The organism is Tenggerimyces flavus (assembly GCF_016907715.1).
Taxonomy (GTDB): domain Bacteria; phylum Actinomycetota; class Actinomycetes; order Propionibacteriales; family Actinopolymorphaceae; genus Tenggerimyces; species Tenggerimyces flavus.
In genome coordinates this window covers 6,886,969-6,902,420 of record NZ_JAFBCM010000001.1, presented here as the reverse complement: position 1 = coordinate 6,902,420, position 15,452 = coordinate 6,886,969, and the positions used below count along the sequence as shown (strand labels likewise).

Sequence of the window (15,452 nt, the reverse complement as noted above, 5' to 3'; positions counted from 1 at the left end):
GGCTAGTGGCGGACGTAGATGCCGGTGGTTCCGCAGCAGTTGGCGGCCGGGGCTGCCGGTGGTGGGGTGACCTGGGCCTCGGCCGCGACGGCGGCGAGCATGCGTTCGCGTTCGGCCCGCGTGATCAACCGGCCGCGGGTCACGACGGCGTGGATGCGCTGGGTGTTGCGGATGTTCACCAGCGGGTCCGCGTCGACCACCAGCAGGTCCGCCCACTTGCCGGGCTGAACGGTCCCGCTCAGGTGCCCGAGGCCAACCATGCGGGCGGGGTTGCGGGTCGCGGCGAGGATGGCCTGCATCGGCGTGAGGCCGCCGTCCACCAGCCAGCCGAGCTCGTCCTGCAGGCTGAAGCCGGCGAATTGGTACGGCACCAGCGAGTCCGAGCCGGCCAGCTGGACCACCTCGGCCTCGTTGATCGACCCGACCAGCTCCAGGACCGCGCGGTAGTACGCCTGCCCCGCCTCGATCTGCGCGGGCGTCCACTCCGGGCCCATGTTCGCGTTCCACGACTCGACCAACCACGGCGGCATGTACTTCACCCGCGGGTCCGCCCGGTGGAACGACGGCGGGAACGTGAAGAAGCGCTGCACGGTCATCGTCGGCGTGAGCACCGTACGCGAGCGCCGGAGCGCGGAGAACAGCCGTTCCGCGCGGCGCAGGGCGTACGACTTGATCGCCTCCATCTCCAACTGGCGCACGAAGAAGTAGTACGCCGCCGGGTTCGCCGGATCGACCGGCGTGCTGTTGATCAGCGCGCGGAACTCGTCCCGCCGGGACGACACGTCGAGCGGGATGCCGTGCAGGTGCTCCATCGTCGTCATGCCGGCCCGGATGCCGTCGAGCACCGGCACGCGGTCGGGCAGGTGCCCGGAGAGCGGCAGCCCGCGCCGGTGTGCCTCGGTCGCGATCGCCTCGAACAGCTCCGGCTCCAGCAGCGACCAGATCTTGACGAAGTCGGCGCCGCTGTTCTTGGCCGCACGGACCGCGGCGCGCGCCTCCTCGGGCGTACGGACGACGGCCGCGTTCGACGGGACGCTGGACCCCGCGTACGGGCCGTCCATCATCTTGCTGGCGATCACCATCCGCGGCCCGAGGATCTCGCCGGCCTCGATCCGCTCCCGCATCGCGGGCAGGTGCGCCAGGCCCCACATCTCGCGGACCGAGGTGACGCCGTTCGCGATCCACAGCGGCAGGTGGATCTTCGGCAGGTTGTCGGTGTGCGCGTGGGAGTCCCACAGGCCGGGGAGGACGTACTTGCCGCGCAGATCCACGACCTTCACGCCCTCGGGCAGCGCGTGCCGGGGACGGCCGATCGCCACGATCCGGTCGCCGACCAGCACGATCGTCGCGTTGTGCCGCGGCTTCCCACCCGTACCGTCGATCAGCGTCCCGCCGGCGAGCACGAGCACGTCCTCGCCGCCCCGATCGGCCGAAGCCGGCTCAGTCAGCGCCGCGACGCCCGTAAGCGCGAGCCCACTCGTCGACAGCCACGACAAGAACGCCCGCCTGTTGATCACTGCCATCGGTCCTCCAGCCGACCCGAACACTTCCGGGGACAGGCTTCCAGGCGAATGGCCTTACGTCCACAACGTGCCGCTGAAACCGAGGTGGTCGTCCAGCCACGGGAAGACGTAGCCGAACAGCAGCCACAGCACGACCGCTCCGAGCGCTACGGCGCACAGCAGCTTGGTCGGCACTCCGCCGGGCAGCCTGCGCCAGATCCAGGCGTACATCTCACACCTTCCCGGGCAGCCGGCGCGGGGTCGAGCTCACCAGCGTGGTGTACGTGATCAGCCGCGAGGTCGAGCCCCAGCGCGGGTGGCAGGTCACCAGCGTCAGGTGCGCCTGCGTCGGCTTTGCGCCTGGCTTGTTCGGTACGGGCAGCAGCACGCTGATCCGCGTGGGCGGGACGATCTCGGCCGCGTCCACGCGGTAGACCACCCGCCTCGATGCCGTCTCGAGGACGAGTTGGTCGCCGTTCCGCAGCCGGTCGAGGTGCGCGAACGGCTCTCCGTTCGTCGTCCGGTGCCCGGCGATCACCACGTTCCCGACCTGGCCGGGCCGCGCCGTGTCGGGGTAGTGGCCGGGCCCCTTGCGCAGGTCGTCCCTTCGAACGCCCTCGTACACCGCCCACTGCCACGCGTCGCCCAGGCGCGGGATCCGAAGCATCGCGAACGGTTCGCCCAGCTTGGGCGCGGGGTCAGCCGGGACGCCCTTGCTCGACGGAGTCGACGGAGTCGACGGTGGTGGCGGTATCCAGGCCCGCTGCAACGACGACGCGGCCTCGCGCTGCGCCTCGCCGGTGACGTGGCTCGTCCACAGCAGCTCGTACCCGACGAACAGCGCCACCAGCACGCCGAGCGTCAGGCACACCTCGGCGGCGACCCTCAGTGCGAAAGATATGTCCCTTTTCAAGGCCGATGTCCATAACCACTCTTCGAAGTCACTCGTTAGCCGAAAGTAACACTTCACCACCGCACGCCAGCACCGATCCCCATGGACTGACCAGATGAGCGTTACTGGTCGCGGCTGTCTTCGAGCCGAGCCGAGCCGGCTGGTCGGCCCCGGCGCGATGCGCCGCGGCCACGACCGTCTGACGCGACTCGAGCCGTCAGGACGTCGGAGGACGGGGGCCCGGACCAGCCAGTACCCGGTCCGGGCCCCACGCGGTTAATCGGGTTCGCTGGCTCCGGCCGGCTGGATAGGGTGCCTCGTCGTGGATTCTGTTGTGGTGGTGGGAGCCGGCATCGTCGGCGCGTCGATCGCGTATCACCTTGCTCAGCGGGGGATTCGCGTGCGCCTGGTCGAGCAGCACGCGGCTCCGGCGCAGGGAGTGACGGGTGGCTCGTTCGCCTGGGTGGGCGACACCGCCGGCGGGGACTGGCCGGGCGGGGCCGACGAGCTGCGCCTGTTCGTGCACGCGGACTACGAACGCCTGGCTGTGGAACTTCCGGACTTCTCCCTGCGACGTTCCGGCTCGTTGGTGTGGACGGAGGGGTCGACGCGGCCGGGTGTGACGATGTCGGTCGGCCCTGGTCAGCGGCTGGTTTCTGCGGAGGAGATCGCTCTTCTCGAGCCCTCGTTGCTCGCTGTGCCCGACTTCGCTGTCTTCACGCCGGGGGATTTCGCGGTCGATCCGGTCCGGCTGACGGCCTTGCTCGTCGAGGGTGCGGTCTCGTTCGGTGCGGAAGTTTCGTACGACTTTCCGGTCACGTCGTTGGACTTCGGCGCTTCGACGGTGGTGTTGGCGGCGGGGACCGGGGTGGCGGGGCTGTCGCCCGTTCCGGTGGAGGAGGCACCGGCGTTGTTGCTGTGGGCCTCGGCGCCTGAGGGGCTGGTACGGACGATCATCGCCACGCCTGACTTCGAGGCGCGCGAGGTGCGGCCCGGTGAGTTGCGGCTGACGGCTCCGTTGTCAGTGGATATGGAACGGACGTTCGCCACGTTCCAGGCGTCGTTCTCCGGTGCGGACTCGGCGCGGTTGCTCGGGCACGCGGTGGGGCTTCGGCCGATGCCTCCGGCCGGGCCGGTGATCGGATACGTGTCGCCGTCGTTGTACGTGGCGGTGCTGCACTCGGCGCTCACACTGGGGCCGACGGTGGGGCGGTTGGTGGCCGAGGAGCTCGCTTCGGGCTCTTCGCCCGCGGCGTTGGCGCGCTGCCGTTACAACCTCGGGGCGTAGTGCTCGAAGAAGATCCGCGCGACGAGCTCGCCGCGGGTCTTCGTGCTGGTCTTGTCGAAGATCACCTTGAGGTGGTCCTGCACGGTGTATGGGGACAGGTGCAGCTGCGTGGCGATCTCGTTCGTCGCGTGGCCCTGCGCGATGAGCTCGGTGATGGCGCGTTCGCGTGCGGTGAGTCCGTAGGCGTCGGCGATCAGCGGGGCGAGCTCGTTCGCCTGTGCAGGTTGGATGGTGACGGTGACGGCGTGGTCGTGCTGGGTGGCTCTGAGGGCGAGCCAGGTGCCTTGCTCGGTGCGGGCTCTGGCGTAGGCGTCGCCGGTGGATCTGGCTTGGTAGACGACGGAGTCGACCGCGACGGGTGAGAGCTCGTCGAGCCAGCGCTTGGCGGCGTGGTTGGCTTTCGTGCCGTCTCTGGTGACCGTGAGGACGCCGACGGAGTCGTCGTGCGGCGCGTTGGTCCGTGCGGCGCGTTGGAGGCCCTGGGCGAGGTCTCCGGCGAGGGTGGCGACGAGGTCGACTTCGGCTTTGGTGAAGCGGGGTTGGCCTTGGGTGCGCATGAGGGTGAGCGCGCCCCACGTTCCGGAGCCGTCGACGAGCATGGCGCGGAGCTCGTCGTCGAGGCCGTAGCGCTTGCGTACTTCGCGGTGCCGGAGGCTGCGGTCGAGGTCGCCTTGGGTGGCTGCGCTGAGGCTGGCAGCTCTTGCCGTGCTGGTCGTGCGGGCGAGGGCGGCGAACTTGTTGACGTCGTGGTCGAGGAGCTCGATCTCGAGCAGGCGGGTTCTGGTGCTGGGTGGGAGGCCGTTCTCGACGTACTCGCCGGTGGGGAGGAGCGTGGCGGGGTCGAGGGTGAGCAGGCAGGCGCCTTCGTACGGCACGAAGCGGCGGAGGGCGCTCGCGGCGTTGCTCGCGAACTCGCGCGGGCCGAGGCCACGGCTGACCAGCTTCGTGACCGCTTTGCGAGCTACCTGCAGCGTGGCCACGTTCTTCAGGCTAGCAACGGTCCCCAGGATTCTGGGGTGGTGCGGATCGGGCTGGCGGGGAACGTTGTCAAGTGTGATGGAGATCGCTGGGTTCTCTGGTTCGGTGCTGACCTCGCCGTCGGCATTGGCGTTGGCCGCGGACGACTTCGGGCATGTGGTGCGGTCCGTGCCCGCGGTGGTGGCGCGGCCGGCGTTGGTCTCGGACGTGGCTGTGGCCGTCCGGTGGGCCGCGGCGCGGGGATGGCAGGTGGCGGCGCGCGGGCTGGGGCACTCGGTCTATGGGCGGAGTCAGGTGGCCGGTGGGGTCGTGGTGGACCTCGCCGAGCTGTCGTCGGTGTCCGTGGTGGGTGCCGACCGGGTCGTGGTGGAGGCGGGGGCTTCGTGGCGTTCGGTCGTCGCCGCTGCGCTGTCCACCGGGTTGACGCCGCCGGTGTTGCCGAACTTCCTCGACCTGTCCGTCGGCGGGACGTTGTCGGTCGGGGGCGTGGGTGGGGCGACGCATCGGTACGGGTTCCAGACGGACAACGTGCTGTCGCTGGAGGTGGTGACGGGATCGGGGTCGGTCGTGACGTGCTCGCCGACGGTCAATCCGGCCTTGTTCGACGCTGTGCGGGGTGGGCTGGGGCAGTTCGGGATCATCGTGCGAGCGGAGCTGACCCTCGTACCCGCGCCGTCGTCGGTGCGGCTGTACACGTTGCCGTACCCGTCGCTGGCGGCGCTGGCTTCCGCTCAGCTGAGGTTGCTGGAGCGCGGAGGGGTGGATCATCTGCAGGGCTCGGTGCTGGTGGGCGACTCCCGGCAGTACGTGCTGGAGGTGGGGGTCTTCGATGGCGCGGCGGAGCTGGATGCTTCGGCGCAGGTCGACGAGCTGCCTTATGCGGCGTACGTCCATGGGTTCGACCGGTTCACCGAGCTGCTGCGGTCGACGGGGGAGTGGTCGCTGGCGCATCCCTGGTTCCTGACGTTCCTGCCCTCGTCGACGGCGGTGGAGGTCGCCTCGTCGATCGTTCACTCGCTGCAGGCGTCCGACCTGGGTGCGCACGGGCGGGTGTTGTTCTACCCCGTGCCCACGGCTGCCCTGCGCACTCCGCTGCTGCGGGTGCCGTCCGAGCCGGTGGCCTTCGTGTTCAACCTGATCCGCTTCGGGCCGGAGTCGTTGGTGGCGCAGAACGCGCGGTTCTACAAGCAGGTAAGAGAAGCCGGTGGTGTGCTGTATCCGGTCAGCGCCCTGCCGTGGAGTCCCGCCGACTGGCGGGAGCACTTCGGGGTGCTGTGGCCGGGGATCGTGCAGGACAAGGAGCGGTTCGACCCAGCGCACCTGCTGACTCCGGGCTACGAGCTCTTCGCCCGCTGGGGTGCCCGCTGAACAGCGCGCCGGGGGTGAGCGCGAGGGGTGGCGGGGTAGGTCACCCGGTCTGTTCAGCGAGCACCGGTTCGCGGGGTGAGGGTTGGCCGGGCGGGATGAGCACCTCTCAAACTCAGCCCTGCCCGACCGTGCGGCGTGGCACCGGACAGCTGTCGGTGCCACGCCGCGGCTCTGTGGTGGATGGCTGGGCGGGGTGGGCCCGTCGCGTGGTGTGGGGCACGCGGTGAGCCCAGTCCCCGCCCAGCCGGTGCGGCGCGTCACCGGGTCAGGCGGTGAGGGCCGCGGGGTTGGGCGGCTTGGCGCGGTGCCGCCCGGGGTGGGTGCGGCCGGGGGACCGCACCCGGTCTGGGGGTGCTTGGTTAGGCGGCTTCGGGCTGCTCGTCGGCCGCCGGTTCTGGCGCCGCCTCCGTTGTGCGATCCCATGGTGGGGACTCGGACGCCGTGGAGCGGGCGACGCGGACTCGGCGGAAGGCTGACGTTCCCCACGAGAGGTTGTGGCCGACCGCGTACGCCGACACTTCGGCCTCCCCGTACTTCCTCGCGTTGATCTCCTTCTCCTCCACGCGTAATCGCCCGACCACCAGCACCGGGTCGCCCTTGTGCAGGCTGGACGTGACGTGCCGCGCGAGCTCCCAGTTGCACCACACCGTCACGAAGTTCCCACCCCCGAAGTCCACGTACGTCCCCCGCTCCTTGTCGAACCGACGCTCCGTCCACACGAACCGAAACGCCGCCCAGGGACGCCGCTGGTCCTCGGACATTCCGTAACGCACCTCACCGGCAACCCAGCCAGCAGCGCTGAATGGTGACTCGTTCTGCAGTGACATCGCGTACCTCCTCGGAAACCGGCTGTGACACAACCGTGCCCGAAGAACCACCCCGAAAAGGGTCCCGGAAGGCGAATTGTGGAAAACTCGCCGAAACCTCACCCTGTGGACGAAATCCCGGCCAGCGGAGCCGCGTCCTCCAGCAGATCGCGCAGCAACGAGGCGGCACCGCGCGCACCGAGCCGCTGCCCCGCCAGATACGCGGCTGAGTACGCAGCCCCACCAAGCGACGCCAGCGCAAGGCCGCGCGCACCGTCCAGATCCGCCGCCTTCACCGGCTCGTGGGCGAACAGGATCGCCTCCCGCAGCCCGTCGGCCGCCCCCAACAGCCGGGCGACGAACGACCACGCGGACACCGCAGCGGCAAGCCGTACGCCGGCCTCCACCAGCTCGATCAGAATCCAGCGGTCGTCAGTGCCAGTCACCGAGGCAAGCCCCTGAGAGAGCTCCGAAGCCGCGTCCGCCAGGCGGTCCTCGTCCAACGCGAGCTCGGCCAGCGCATGCCGAGCCAAAATCGTGTCGCCACGGGCTCCAACGGCCTCGCCAATGGTCAGACTCTCCGTCGCGGCAGCGCGAGCCCCTTGCCGATCGCCGAGGCAGCGCAGGACGTGAGCATGGCGATGCAGGGGCTCGCAGAGACTCGGCGCATAACCGAAGGAGCGAAAGAGCCGCACGGCACGACCGAGGGTGTCGGCGGCCGTTTCCAGATCGCGGAGCCGATAGGCGACGAGCCCCCGCGACGACAGCACAGAGGCCTCGTCCGCACTGCCGAAGGACGAGTACGCGACAGCCGCCGAGTCGAGCAGCCTGATCCCGCGGTCGTACTGGCCCTGGTCGGTGAGCAGAACGCCCAGGAAATACATCGTCCTGGCCGTGAGGTACGTGTTCTTCGCTGCCTGCGCGACAGCGAGTGAACGTTCGTACCAATGCAGGGCGGTCGAGGGGTCGTCGCCGAGGTGGGCAGGTCGGGCCATCGTGAAGAGCGCCTGACTGAGAACCAACCGATCATCAAGCCTGGAAGCGATCCTGAACGCCTCCTCGGCAGCCTCGCGGGCAAGTTCCAGCTCGTATCCCTGCAGCCGCAGGTGCGCGAGAGCCATCAGCGCGCGGGCCCGACCTACGCCGGTGGATCGCGGCTCGGTGTTCACGGCGCGCTGCAGCCACTGTCGTCCCTCGTGAGGCGCACCAGATCGCAGGTACCCCCACGCAGACGTCAACAGCTCTGTCACCAGGATCGCCTCTCCAGACGCCAGGCCCCAGTCCACCGCGGCCCGAATGTCCGCGAGGTAGCCAGCGACACGGTCGACCTCGGCATACTTCGCGGGCAGCGACATGTCCGCGACGGCGAGCAGCTGCCGCAGGTGACGACGCCTGGTTTCCGCTGTCTCACCAGCACGATCCAGCTGCACCCGCGCGTAGTCCCGCATCGTCTGCAGCATCCGGAAGCGCCGCTCACCCAACGCGCCGTCGACCGTCACCAGGCTCTTGTTCACCAACCCCTGCAGGACGGACAGCACCGGAAAGACCAGAGCAGGAGCCAACGAACGGTCGACGCAGACCGCCTCCGCGTCGGCCAGCGAGAACGCCCCGGGGAACACCGACAGTCGGCGAAACACCAACCGAGCAGGGGCATCCAGCAGCCCGTGGCTCCAGTCCATGGCCGCCTGCAACGTGCGATGCTGCGGCAGGGACGTACGACCACCACCGCCGAGAACGCTGAACGGATCGTCGAGCCGCGTCATCAGTTCGTCCAACGACAGCACGGGAAGCTGCGCGGCGGCCAGCTCGAGCGCGAGGGGTACGCCGTCCAGCCGGTGACACACCTCGGCCACCCGCAGCAGCGCGGCACGGTCGAACGTCAGCCCCGGTGTCGCGGACAGAGCACGCTCACAGAACAGCAGCACCGAAGGAATCTCGCTCGGATCGTCCGCCCCGGTGAGGCTCGACGCGTCCGGCGCCGCCAGAGCGGGTACGGGCCATACCCGCTCGCCGTTGATCGCGAGCCGCTCCCGGCTGGTCGCCAGCACCCGCACCCCACGAGACCGGCGCAGCAGAGCGTCAGCGAGAGCGCAAGCCTGATCGATCACATGCTCGCAGTTGTCCAGAATCAGCAAGCCCGGCTGACGATCCAGCGCCGACACGATGACCTCGATCGGATCGTCGGACGTCGTCGCCGGACTCACCGAGGCCGCGACGGTAGCGGCCACGGCGGCGCCGTTGTCGAGCGGCGCGAGCTCGACCAGCCACACCGGGCGACCTGTCGCCCGCAACCAAGCCTCGCCGACCGCCAAGGCCATCCGGGTCTTGCCGATCCCGCCCACCCCGGTCAACGTCACCAACGGGCTGTCCGAGACGAGCTCGAGCACCTCGTCAACGTCGTCTTGACGGCCGATCAGCGACGTAACGGTCTGCGGCAACGGCGATCGAGGGGCGCCAGGAACGGGAGCCCCGAGAGACGGATCCTGCTCGAGGATCGAACGTTCCAGCGCCCGCAGCTGCGGGCTCGGCTCGAGGCCGAGCTGCTCGACCAGCACCGTACGGGCCCGGCGGTACGCGTTCAGCGCGTCCGCCTGCCGGCCGCTGCGGTAGAGCGCGAGCATCAGCTGCGTCCACAGCCGTTCGCGCAACGGGTTCGCCGCGACCTGGCTCTCCAGCTCGGCGACCAGCTCCTGGTGCCGGCCGGCGGCGAGCTCGGCGTCCATCGCGTCCTCGCGGAGCACCGTACGCAACTCGTCCAGCCGCGCCGCCTCGCTCGCCAACGCCGGCAGCGCGAGAAACTCCGACAGTGACCGTCCCCGCCACAGCGCCAATGCCTCCTGCAGGCAGGCGAGCCGGCGCGAGGTGTCCCCGGAACGAGCGGCCGAGTCCGCCTCCGCCCGCAACCGCGCGACCACGCCGACGTCGGTCGTGTCGGGTCCGCCGCGCAGCAGGTACCCGCGGGTCACCGTCTCGATCGCCAGCAAAGGGGCCAGCCGTTTGCGTAGCCGGAGGACATAGTTCTGCACCGTCTTGACCGCCGTACGCGGCGGCTCACCAGGCCAGACGACGTCCACGAGCCGGTCGATGGGCACGACGCGGCCGGCGTCGAGCGCCAAGGTCGCGAGGACCGCGCGCTCCTTCGCCCCGCCCAGCGGAATCGGCCGGTCTCCGTCCAAGACGACCAGCGGACCCAAGATGCCCACTCGCACATAAATGAAGATAGAACGTCGGATACCCCGTGTAAGCCCCACGCTGCGACCAACATGCGACTCGGCTGCGACCGGGCGGCCTCATAGTCGGGCCATGGCAGACCACGACCTTGTGGTGACTGTCTCTCGGACCGACGCGTTGTCGGTGGGCGAAAGCAGTCTTCCGACGTACACCGTGCTCGTTCCGCTCACGCACGGATCGCCCGGCCGGGTCCTGCGCGCGCTCGCGGCGGCCCAGTACCCGCGGCGGCGGCTCGACGTGAAGCTGCTGTCGTCGACCGCCGACGGTGACGTGGTGCCGATGTGGGCCGAGCAGGTCCGCGCGGACGGTCCCGCGCTCGGGGCGCTGTACGCGTCGGGGCTGGCGCGAGCCCGTGGCCGGTATGTCGCGGTGTACGAACCGGCCGACGAACCCGAGCCCGAGCAGCTGCGGAGTGCGGTGGTCGCATTCGAACGCCTGGGCATGGCGTGCGCCGGTTTGTGGGTGGATGGACGGTTGCACGTCCGCCGCTACGCCGCCGTCTCCGTCGGCGGTTGGAACGCGGACACCAGCGACCACGACGACCTGGTGTGGCGGTTGCGGCGGGACGGCTTCACCATCGCCGCCGTCCAGAGATAGCGCTCACCCCGTCCGGCCGAAGTCGCCGACCGGCTTGGCGACACGCCGGGAGGTGTTTCCATGCGGCGATGCAGGGCAGGCAGATATCAACACACCCGATGCGGGGAGGATCGAGGAACCACCGTGAGTTTGGAGATCAACGTCGACAGGGGACGCGACGAGGTGGGCATTCACCTCAAAGGCGACATCGACGTCGACAGCATCCAGCAGTTGCAGACCGAACTCCTGCGCGCCGTTCAGGATCGCCCGCGCGAGTTGGTCGTGGACCTCACCTATGCCGAGATCGGCGACGCGATGGGCGCCTCCACGTTCATGCTGGCGAGACGCGAAGCCGACATCGCCGGCGTCAATCTGCGCTTGACGAACGACAGCTAGCATAGCATCGGTCCCAGGCGAAAACCGCGCACAGCAAGGCGAATCGGGACACTTGCCGCAAGGGTCAACGAGGCAGCGGTGGGTAGAACCATGGCTTGCAAGCTGTCTTTCTGGGGAGGAACCCATGAGTGCGGGCAACGCCGAGGCCACTGCCCATGAAGCCGCCCGAAGTAAGCCGGTCCGGTTGCTGGGACGGGTGGGTCTGGTCGCGTACGGGCTCGTCCACGTGCTCGTGGCGTTCCTGGCGATCCGGATCGCGATCGGTGAGTCCGGCTCCGCCAAACCCAGCAAGGGCGGCGCGTTGCAGACCATCGCCGAGCAGCCCGGGGGTGTGGTCCTGCTCTGGCTGATCGTCGTCGGGCTCGCCGCGTTCACGGTCTGGCAGCTCGCGGTGGCGATCTGGGGACACCGAAACATCCAGGACCGAGGCAGCCGCACGAAACGCCGAGTGTCCAGCGCCGCGCACGCCCTGGTGGTCGCCGCGCTCGCCTTCACCGCCGCGAAGACGGCCCTCGGCAAGAGCTCCAGTGGCGGAGGCCAGCAGACGTTGACCGCCAAGGTGCTGGCGATGCCCGCGGGGTTCCTCTTGGTAGGAGCCGTCGGAGTCGCCGTGATCTGCGTCGCCGCCAACCTCGTCTACCGAGGCTGGAAGAAGAAGTTCACCGAGGAACTGGACTTCAAGGGCGCGTCGCCCGCCGCCGTCAAGAGCGCGATCAGACTGGGACAGATCGGCTACGGCGCCCTCGGCGTCGCGTACGGAACGGTGGGCATGCTGATCGTGGTCGCCGCCGCGACCCATGACGCGAACAAGCAGACCGGGTTGGACGCGGCGCTGAAGACGTTGGCCGAGCAGCCGTTCGGCAAGATCCTGCTCGGCATCATCGCGGTCGGTCTCGCCTGCTTTGGGCTCTATTGCGTCCTGGATGCCAGATATCGCGAGGATTGACGCGGGCACCGCAGCGGTAATCTGGGCGGGTGATCCACCATGGCTGAGCTCGACCTGTCCCCAGAGCGCGACGACGAGTACGACGGCGTCGACGTCGCCGCCACCATGGGCGACCTCTGGAACACCCTCGGCGGTGACGACGAGCTCGCCCCGATGCTGCAGCGGCTGACGACCATCGCCTCGCGGCTGTTCCCTCCGGGCTACGACGCGAGCATCACGGTCTACGCCTCGCACGGACTGCCGGAGACCGTCGCCACGACCAGCGTGGACGTGATGCCGCTCGACCGGGCGCAGTACGAGGCGGGAGCCGGTCCATGCCTGGAGGCGGCGGAGACCCGCCAGCCCGTCCGTACCGACATCGACGGCGCTCGCGAACGGTGGCCGCACTTCGCCGAAGCCGCGGAGAAGGCAGGTGTGCTGGGCTATCTCGCCGCGCCGCTGCTGACCGACTCCAGCGTGATCGGCTCGTTCAACCTGTACAGCAACAAACCTGAGCGATTCGACGGCATGGAAGCTGCTCTGCTCGCCCTGTTCACCAACTCGGCGCTGGCCGCCGTCGCGAACGCTCAAAGGCACGCGCGGACCCGCAAGCTCGCCGAGGATCTGCAAGCAGCGTTGGACAGTCGGTCCACCATCGACCACGCGATCGGGATCTTGATGGCGCGGAGCGGAATCACCGCCGAGCAAGCCTGGACCGAGCTTTCCAAGCAGTCGCAGAACAGCAATGTCAAAGTACGAGAGCTCGCGGCCAAGATCGTGCGAGAGCTCCCGAACCCACCGAGCTGAGGTTTAGCGGACCGCCTCGACGGGGCAGTATTGCCATTGCGAGGGCGGTCAAACAGTGCGCTTCCCTCCTCCAGGTGGCGAGGAGGCGGAAGCGTTGGTGGCCAAGTGAATTCCACCTCGCGTTCCCCGGCACGCCAATCGCGTTGTGATGGCTCAGCGCGCCTCGGATCCAACGAAGGTCGCGCCCGCCAAGAACACGACAAGGAGTGCGGAAATGCATACCCAGGCACCGACAGTTCGTGTCCTGCCCGTCGACCACAAAGGCCAACAGATGTGGGCCATTCATCGCGACGGCGCGAGCCGCGCGTCCCGGGTCTACCCCAGTCGTCTCGACGCCGTTGCCGTCGCGCGGCGGATCGCCCGTCGGGAACGTGCGGAGATGTTCGTCGAGGATCTCAACGGAACGACCGAACGTCACGATCCGACCGCGCGGCACGGCAAGGTGGTCTCCCGCGAGTCAGCCTCAGCGTGACGGCTGGGGGAGCGTGCACTTGATCTTCGGGTTAGCGCCGACGTAGTTGAGCGGTCCGGCGACGATCGTCACGATAGTCGTTCCGGCTTTCGCGCAATTCGTACTGGATCCTCCGAAATAGCCGCGTTGAACGGCGGCAAGGACACCGATGACCAACCAGATGACGACGATGACTGCGGCAATGCGCACGACGGCCTCCATACGGATGGCGGATGCGGATGAGCAAAGTCGTCGTACCCGCTCGGCTCCCGGATAGTCGCGGCGATCCCTCCTCGCAGGCGGGAAGAACGGAGTGTGAATGTCGACCGACTCCATGGAGATCTATCTGAACGATCACCTTGCCGGTGCGACGGCGGCCATCCAGCTGATCGAACGGATGCAGTCCGACGAGGCCGACGAGCGGTTGGCGAAGCAGCTCGCGCAGTTGCGCAACGAGATCGAGGACGACCGGGACACGCTGCTCGCCATCGTCGACCGGGTCGAAGCGCGACAGCATCGGGTCAAGCACGCGGCGGCGGCCGTGCTGGAGCAGTTGGGTCAGCTGAAGCTGAGCAAGGCCGCGACCGGCAGCACCGAGCTCACCCGACTCCTCGAACTCGAGACGCTGTACCTCGGCGTCCACGGCAAGCGCGCTCTCTGGCGCGCGTTGCGCGCGGTGGCGGTCCGCGGGCCGACGCTCGCGACGTTCGACTTCGACGAGCTGATCGACCGGGCGAACCACCAGTTGGAGGCGCTGGACGGCCTGCGTATCGAGGCCGCGACAGCCGCGCTGGTGGTGTGATCGGTGGTCGCCCGTATGCTCACGTTAGGTGACAGAGTGGTTGCGGAGAAGTTGTCTGTGTTGCCCCGGGCCGTCCTGGGTACGTGGCAGGCGTACGGGCGGGCAGCCGGCTCAGCACCGTAGAGCCCTGTCATCGTCGTGCATCGAGGGAGGTCGCGCGTGGAGGTCACTGTGAGCCATGTGGGAGCGGCTGCAGTGGCTGCGCCGGAAGGGGAAGTCGACACCGGGACCGCGTCGTCGCTGCGAGAGAAGCTCATCGCCGCGATGACGTCGCGCGTCACCGGTACGGCGCTGGCGGCCGACGCCGCGTCGCCGAGTGCGCTGATCGTCGACCTGTCCAAGGTCACGTTCCTGGACTCGTCCGGCCTCGGCGTCCTGTCCGCCACCGCCCACCGCGCCGCCTCGTTGGGCTGCGCGTTCAGCATCGCCGAGCCGTCTCCGACCGTGACGCGGATGCTCGCGATCACCGCGCTGGACCGCGCCTGGCCGGTCTTCCCCTCGTTGCCCGCGGCCCTCGCCGCGGTCATGTCCGACGGCAGCCGCGGCGGCTCCTGACTCGGTCGATAGCTTGGAAAAGGTACCTGTTGTAGGGCTGCAGCAGCTCGCCAGGCATCGGGGCAACGACCTGCTGGCCGAGCACAAGAGCGGGTCGCTGTACGGGGTCGTCGAACGGCTGGTCGCCGAGGGGCTGATCGAGCCGGCCGCGGTGAACCGGGCGGGCCGGCTGCCGGAGCGGACGGTCTATCGCGTGACCTCCGCCGGCCGGACTCGGCTGGCGGAGTGGCTCCGCGCTCTGGTCGCGGACTTGGCGAGCGGCGAGCTGACTTGGAGTCCGTCCGGAAGGGACTTGGAACATTGAGAAAGGTGCCCCTTCGGCCGTCGGTTCCGCGGATGGGTGCGCGGGAGGTGCCGCGGGCGTAGAGTCCGCATCAGGTCCAGCAGCGAGGCCGACCGCGGCGCAGGCCGCGTTCGCCTATGAGTCAGGGGAACGTATGACGATCCACGCTGCTTTCGACGCCAGCAAGGGCGACTTTCCGCGCACGCTCGGGACCCTTCGCACCGAGCCGCTCGCCCGGGCTGACGCCGTCGTGATGAGAGCGTCGGGTGAGTTCGACCTGTCGAACTGTGAGAATCTTCGCGATCAGCTCCTGGCCACCATGTCCGAGCCACTCCCGTTGCTGGTGCTGGACCTGAGCGGGGTGCGCTTCATCGACTCCGCCGCGTTGAACACGTTGCTGATCGTCGGCAGGCATGCGGAGGCCGTACGGACGACCCTCCGCCTCGCCGCCCCTTCGCCGATCGTCGCCAAGCTGCTGCACCTGACGTCGCTGGACACCGTGTTCGACGTCCATCCCGACGTCGACGCCGCACTCACCGTCTAGTACTGGCAGCTTGCTGACAGACAGCTGACAGGGATTGTTTCCGGCGTC

The 15,452-nt window shown here is 68.9% G+C and carries 18 protein-coding genes; 11 read left to right on the top strand and 7 right to left on the bottom strand.

The genetic code is table 11. The annotated features are described in order from the left end of the window. Window positions 1–2: 2 nt before the first annotated feature. From JOD67_RS32225 to JOD67_RS32215, 3 genes are read right to left on the bottom strand one after another with little or no spacing between them, the layout of a single operon-like run. Window positions 3–1,523 (bottom strand): amidohydrolase family protein, encoded by a 1,521-nt coding sequence (locus JOD67_RS32225; protein WP_205121464.1) that lies wholly within the window; start codon window positions 1,521–1,523, stop codon window positions 3–5. Window positions 1,524–1,577: 54 nt separating this feature from the next. Beyond that, the gene (locus tag JOD67_RS32220; RefSeq protein WP_205121463.1) at window positions 1,578–1,733 is read right to left on the bottom strand and encodes a hypothetical protein; all 156 of its coding nucleotides are present in this window, start codon (window positions 1,731–1,733) and stop codon (window positions 1,578–1,580) included. A gap of 1 nt (window position 1,734) precedes the next feature. Then, window positions 1,735–2,472 (bottom strand): class E sortase, encoded by a 738-nt coding sequence (locus JOD67_RS32215; RefSeq protein ID WP_307782630.1) that lies wholly within the window; start codon window positions 2,470–2,472, stop codon window positions 1,735–1,737. A gap of 244 nt (window positions 2,473–2,716) precedes the next feature. Between JOD67_RS32215 and JOD67_RS32210 the strand changes: the two genes are divergently transcribed. After that, window positions 2,717–3,682 carry an FAD-dependent oxidoreductase gene (locus tag JOD67_RS32210; RefSeq protein WP_205121461.1) on the top strand — a complete coding sequence of 322 codons (966 nt, stop codon included), beginning with the start codon at window positions 2,717–2,719 and terminating at the stop codon, window positions 3,680–3,682. Here the strand turns inward: JOD67_RS32210 and JOD67_RS32205 are convergent. Further along, window positions 3,664–4,662 (bottom strand): helix-turn-helix transcriptional regulator, encoded by a 999-nt coding sequence (locus JOD67_RS32205; protein ID WP_205121460.1) that lies wholly within the window; start codon window positions 4,660–4,662, stop codon window positions 3,664–3,666. The two genes, JOD67_RS32210 and JOD67_RS32205, sit on opposite strands and share 19 nt — an antisense overlap. A 76-nt stretch (window positions 4,663–4,738) precedes the next feature. Between JOD67_RS32205 and JOD67_RS32200 the strand changes: the two genes are divergently transcribed. Continuing rightward, a complete protein-coding gene (locus JOD67_RS32200) occupies window positions 4,739–6,028 on the top strand; it encodes an FAD-binding protein (protein WP_205121459.1) in 1,290 nt (429 codons plus the stop codon). A gap of 359 nt (window positions 6,029–6,387) precedes the next feature. On the opposite strand, the gene JOD67_RS32195 is transcribed toward JOD67_RS32200, so the two are convergent. Together JOD67_RS32195 and JOD67_RS32190 are read right to left on the bottom strand one after the other, a co-directional pair. Beyond that, window positions 6,388–6,855, bottom strand: coding sequence for a single-stranded DNA-binding protein (locus tag JOD67_RS32195; RefSeq protein WP_205121458.1), 468 nt, complete (start codon window positions 6,853–6,855; stop codon window positions 6,388–6,390). 98 nt (window positions 6,856–6,953) lie between these two features. After that, window positions 6,954–10,043: an AfsR/SARP family transcriptional regulator gene (locus JOD67_RS32190; protein ID WP_205121457.1), complete on the bottom strand. Its 3,090-nt coding sequence runs from the start codon at window positions 10,041–10,043 to the stop codon at window positions 6,954–6,956. Window positions 10,044–10,137: 94 nt separating this feature from the next. On the opposite strand from JOD67_RS32190, the gene JOD67_RS32185 reads away from it, so the two are divergent. From JOD67_RS32185 to JOD67_RS32165, 5 genes are all read left to right on the top strand, one after another. Further along, entirely contained in the window at window positions 10,138–10,662 is a 525-nt protein-coding gene (locus JOD67_RS32185) for a glycosyltransferase family protein (protein WP_205121456.1), read from the top strand. Between the two features lie 129 nt (window positions 10,663–10,791). Beyond that, window positions 10,792–11,037, top strand: coding sequence for an STAS domain-containing protein (locus JOD67_RS32180; RefSeq protein WP_205121455.1), 246 nt, complete (start codon window positions 10,792–10,794; stop codon window positions 11,035–11,037). Between the two features lie 124 nt (window positions 11,038–11,161). After that, a complete protein-coding gene (locus tag JOD67_RS32175; protein ID WP_205121454.1) occupies window positions 11,162–11,983 on the top strand; it encodes a DUF1206 domain-containing protein in 822 nt (273 codons plus the stop codon). Window positions 11,984–12,022: 39 nt separating this feature from the next. Continuing rightward, the gene (locus JOD67_RS32170; RefSeq protein WP_205121453.1) at window positions 12,023–12,769 is read left to right on the top strand and encodes an ANTAR domain-containing protein; all 747 of its coding nucleotides are present in this window, start codon (window positions 12,023–12,025) and stop codon (window positions 12,767–12,769) included. A gap of 214 nt (window positions 12,770–12,983) precedes the next feature. Next, the gene (locus JOD67_RS32165) at window positions 12,984–13,241 is read left to right on the top strand and encodes a DUF2188 domain-containing protein (RefSeq protein WP_205121452.1); all 258 of its coding nucleotides are present in this window, start codon (window positions 12,984–12,986) and stop codon (window positions 13,239–13,241) included. On the opposite strand, the gene JOD67_RS40615 is transcribed toward JOD67_RS32165, so the two are convergent. Beyond that, window positions 13,233–13,556, bottom strand: a complete 324-nt coding sequence (locus JOD67_RS40615; protein ID WP_239554133.1) for a hypothetical protein — start codon at window positions 13,554–13,556, stop codon at window positions 13,233–13,235. The genes JOD67_RS32165 and JOD67_RS40615 overlap by 9 nt on opposite strands. Here JOD67_RS40615 and JOD67_RS32155 point away from each other — a divergent pair. The 4 genes from JOD67_RS32155 (at window position 13,540) to JOD67_RS32140 (ending at window position 15,404) form a co-directional block, all read left to right on the top strand. After that, window positions 13,540–14,022 (top strand): hypothetical protein, encoded by a 483-nt coding sequence (locus tag JOD67_RS32155; RefSeq protein WP_205121451.1) that lies wholly within the window; start codon window positions 13,540–13,542, stop codon window positions 14,020–14,022. The genes JOD67_RS40615 and JOD67_RS32155 overlap by 17 nt on opposite strands. Before the next feature lie 138 nt (window positions 14,023–14,160). Beyond that, on the top strand, window positions 14,161–14,577 hold the full coding sequence (locus tag JOD67_RS32150; RefSeq protein WP_307782629.1) for an STAS domain-containing protein: 417 nt from the start codon (window positions 14,161–14,163) through the stop codon (window positions 14,575–14,577). Window positions 14,578–14,590: 13 nt separating this feature from the next. Further along, window positions 14,591–14,881: a PadR family transcriptional regulator gene (locus JOD67_RS32145; RefSeq protein WP_205121449.1), complete on the top strand. Its 291-nt coding sequence runs from the start codon at window positions 14,591–14,593 to the stop codon at window positions 14,879–14,881. Window positions 14,882–15,014: 133 nt separating this feature from the next. Beyond that, the gene (locus tag JOD67_RS32140; protein WP_205121448.1) at window positions 15,015–15,404 is read left to right on the top strand and encodes an STAS domain-containing protein; all 390 of its coding nucleotides are present in this window, start codon (window positions 15,015–15,017) and stop codon (window positions 15,402–15,404) included. The last annotated feature ends 48 nt before the right edge of the window (window positions 15,405–15,452 follow it).

Bases quoted from the DNA above. Each gene is read 5' to 3' on its own strand.
- JOD67_RS40615 (WP_239554133.1), bottom strand. From the start codon at position 13,556: ATGGAGTCGGTCGACATTCACACTCCGTTCTTCCCGCCTGCGAGGAGG.
- JOD67_RS32220 (WP_205121463.1), bottom strand. From the start codon at position 1,733: ATGTACGCCTGGATCTGGCGCAGGCTGCCCGGCGGAGTGCCGACCAAG.
- JOD67_RS32140 (WP_205121448.1), top strand. From the start codon at position 15,015: ATGACGATCCACGCTGCTTTCGACGCCAGCAAGGGCGACTTTCCGCGC.
- JOD67_RS32170 (WP_205121453.1), top strand. From the start codon at position 12,023: ATGGCTGAGCTCGACCTGTCCCCAGAGCGCGACGACGAGTACGACGGC.
- JOD67_RS32155 (WP_205121451.1), top strand. From the start codon at position 13,540: ATGTCGACCGACTCCATGGAGATCTATCTGAACGATCACCTTGCCGGT.
- JOD67_RS32195 (WP_205121458.1), bottom strand. From the start codon at position 6,855: ATGTCACTGCAGAACGAGTCACCATTCAGCGCTGCTGGCTGGGTTGCC.
- JOD67_RS32165 (WP_205121452.1), top strand. From the start codon at position 12,984: ATGCATACCCAGGCACCGACAGTTCGTGTCCTGCCCGTCGACCACAAA.
- JOD67_RS32225 (WP_205121464.1), bottom strand. From the start codon at position 1,523: ATGGCAGTGATCAACAGGCGGGCGTTCTTGTCGTGGCTGTCGACGAGT.
- JOD67_RS32175 (WP_205121454.1), top strand. From the start codon at position 11,162: ATGAGTGCGGGCAACGCCGAGGCCACTGCCCATGAAGCCGCCCGAAGT.
- JOD67_RS32185 (WP_205121456.1), top strand. From the start codon at position 10,138: ATGGCAGACCACGACCTTGTGGTGACTGTCTCTCGGACCGACGCGTTG.
- JOD67_RS32200 (WP_205121459.1), top strand. From the start codon at position 4,739: ATGGAGATCGCTGGGTTCTCTGGTTCGGTGCTGACCTCGCCGTCGGCA.